Source organism: Armatimonadota bacterium (assembly GCA_035527535.1).
In the GTDB taxonomy this organism is placed as follows: Bacteria; Armatimonadota; Hebobacteria.
In genome coordinates this window covers 1-2,898 of the sequence record DATLAK010000071.1, presented here as the reverse complement: position 1 = coordinate 2,898, position 2,898 = coordinate 1, and the positions used below count along the sequence as shown (strand labels likewise).

The window sequence follows — 2,898 nt, the reverse complement described above, 5'->3', positions numbered from 1 at the left end:
AGGAGCGAGTTATCGCGCAGAAAGTCAGGAACTCCCTCGCTCTCGAATACGATCCCGCGAAACTGGAGGTCGTCGTGGTCTGCGACGGGTGCGACGACGCGACGGCGGAGGTCGCCAGGCAAGCCGGCGACTCGCGTGTGCGCGTCGTCGCGTACCACCCGCGCCAAGGAAAGGCGAACGCACTCAACGTGGGGCACGCAGCCACTGAATGCGATATCCTCGTCCTCACGGACGCTGACGTTCGACTGCACCCGGGGACGCTGCGAGAACTCGTGGCCAACTTCGCGGACGAGCGCGTGGGCGCTGTGTGTGGGCGGACCCTCGTCGAGACGCGGGCGGCAGCGACATCGCTCGGCGAGCGTCTCAAATACCGGTTTGACGGCTCCGTTCGCCTCCTCCAGAGCCGCATCTGGTCTCTGCCCGGCGCCGACGGTGGGCTGTACGCCATCCGCCGCCACCTCTTCCGACCGCTGCCCGAGGACACGGTAGCCGACGACATGGCCGTCGCGCTTGGCGTGGTCGAGCAGGGATTCCGCGTCGTCTACGACGTCACCGCCACCGCCACCGAACCCGCCGCTCCGTCTTTCCGGGCGGAGCTGGGGCGGAAGGCGCGGATCGTGGCCGGCGCAGCTCCCATCGCCCTGAGGTGGCTCGTAAGACGCGGGCCGTTCCGGGACGGTCTCGTCGGCTTCCACTTGCTGTCCGGGAAGCTGCTGAAGTACACCGTCCCCTGCTGGATGGTGGTCATGCTCGCGGCAAGCATTGCTTTACGAGCGGCACCCACAGGCCGCGCGCTGCTTGTGGGTCAGATGGGGTTCTACCTGACCGCACTCGTCGGTTACGTGCTCCATCGCTTCGGCGCCCGCCTCCCACGGGCGGCACTGCTCCCCACCTACTTCTGCGGAGTGAACTACGCTGCCGTGGTCGGGCTACTCCGCGCCACGCTCCGGCGGCAGTCCGTCCGCTGGGAACACACGCGCCTCGGGGCGCGCGAGGTCGGCACCTCCTCGCGGCCTGTAAGCAGGCCCGCGGACGAGGGGGTCTAGCCATGGTCCAGGTAATGGCCGCCCCTGTACAGTCGAGCAGTCGAGCGGACAGCGAATGTGCCTGGAACGCCTTCGTCCACGGGCACGAGAATGCCACGCTATTCCACGACATCCGGTGGCGCAGCGTCATCGCGGATGCTTTGGGCTGTCGAAGCTACTACTTGGAGGCCTGGGAGTCAGCCCGGTTGGCCGGCGTGCTGCCACTATTCCTGGTGCGCGTGTCGCCGTTCAAGTCGGCACTTGTGTCGATCCCCTTCCTCAACTACGGAGGCCCACTGGCAGACACGGAGACGGCGCGACATGCACTCCTGTCGGACGCCATCGAACTCGCGAAGGACCTGCGCGTGGAGTACCTCGAACTCCGGTCGCGCGAGCCCATGGACGACCGTTTCTCGAGTCTGTCGCACAAGGAGACTTACGAGATCGACCTCACACCGGGGCGAGATGCCATCTGGAGACTCCTGAAGGCAAGTGTCCGCAACAAGGTGCGAAAGGCGAGCAAACTCGGCGTGACAGTGTCCCAGGGCAAAGACCTCCTTCCCGAGTTCTACCGATGCTTCTCCCGCAACATGCGAGACCTGGGGACCCCGGTCCTCGGGCTGCACTTCTTCGAGCAGGTTCTCCGGCGGTTCCCCCGGGAGTCCCACGTCTTCGTTGCCTCGCGCGAGGGGCGCCCTGTGGGGGGCAAGTTTGTCATGGCGTGGCGGGGTATCATGCACTTCATCTGGGCATCCTCCCTGCGTCAGATGCTGAGCTGTGCTCCCAACGATCTTCTCAACTGGCGGGCGATTGAGTACGCCTGCGAACAGCAAATGACGCGGTGCGATTTCGGACGCTCGACCCGCGAATCCACTCACGCCGCCTACAAGAAGCAGTGGGCGGCCGTGCCGAGACCGCTATTCTGGGAGTACTACGGTTCCGGCGCGCCTCGCGGCGACTCGCATGTGCGGACGGCGACCAGACCTTACCGCTGTGCGAGCCTGGTGTGGCGTCGTCTTCCCCTCTGCATCGCGAACCGCCTTGGCCCGCCAATAGCGAAGCACTTGCCCTGAGGAGTTCTCCTGAGTAAGATGTCCATACTCCGCACAACTGCGAAGACAGCACTCTCGGGCCTGCTGCACTACAGCGGGACATACGGTGCCCTGGCCTGGCTCGGCGAGCGGGTGGGTCAGGGCGGCCTTGCCGTACTGACCTACCATCGAGTGCTGCCACCTGAGGCGGCGCAGGTAGAGCCGGACCCGGGGATCGTGACAACCACAGGTTGTTTTGAGGCGCAGATGCGATACATATCGAAGCACTGCGCGGCTCTCGACCTCGAAGATGCCGTCGAGCGTATGCACCGCGGTCATTCCCTCCCGCGACGGGCCTGTGCGATCACTTTTGACGATGGGTGGCTCGACACCTATACCCATGCCTACCCTATCCTGCGGCACTTCGGCCTGCCGGCCACGGTCTTCGTCACAACACAGTGCGTCGGAACCACGCGCCCGCTTTGGACGCGGTTGGCAGTCGCCGTCCTGGGCCATGCAAGCAAGTCCGACCTGCGGCGCGTCGTCTCGCGGGTATGCACGTCTCACGGCATCGAGGCGCCCAAGCAGACGCTGGCCGGGAAGCATGGGCCGGAGGGCATGCTCTCGTTGCTCGAGCCGTTGCCCGCTGACGTGCGCGAGGGAATCGTCGGCGAGATAGAGCCATCTGTGTCGGTGCAGCGGCGTTCCGATCCCTGGCTCACATGGGACCAACTCCGGGAGATGTCAGCGAACGGCATCGCCGTCGGCTCCCATACTCAAACGCACGCGATCCTCCCCGCCGAGTCTGCCGCACGTGTTCGTGAGGAGGTGGTTGGTGCCAG

General features: G+C 65.5%; 3 protein-coding genes. All 3 read left to right on the top strand.

From position 1 onward, the window contains the following. Positions 1-1,046, top strand: a 1,046-nt coding sequence (locus tag VM221_04605; protein ID HUT74102.1) for a glycosyltransferase, incomplete at its 5' end; no start/stop codon positions are given. Positions 1,047-1,048: 2 nt separating this feature from the next. Then, the gene (locus tag VM221_04600) at positions 1,049-2,098 is read left to right on the top strand and encodes a FemAB family XrtA/PEP-CTERM system-associated protein (protein HUT74101.1); all 1,050 of its coding nucleotides are present in this window, start codon (positions 1,049-1,051) and stop codon (positions 2,096-2,098) included. Between the two features lie 18 nt (positions 2,099-2,116). Next, on the top strand, positions 2,117-2,898 hold a 782-nt coding region (locus VM221_04595; protein ID HUT74100.1), incomplete at its 3' end, for a polysaccharide deacetylase family protein.

What these genes read in the sequence shown, in the direction of transcription:
- VM221_04600 (HUT74101.1), top strand. Translation starts at nt 1,049, where the DNA reads ATGGTCCAGGTAATGGCCGCCCCTGTACAGTCGAGCAGTCGAGCGGAC.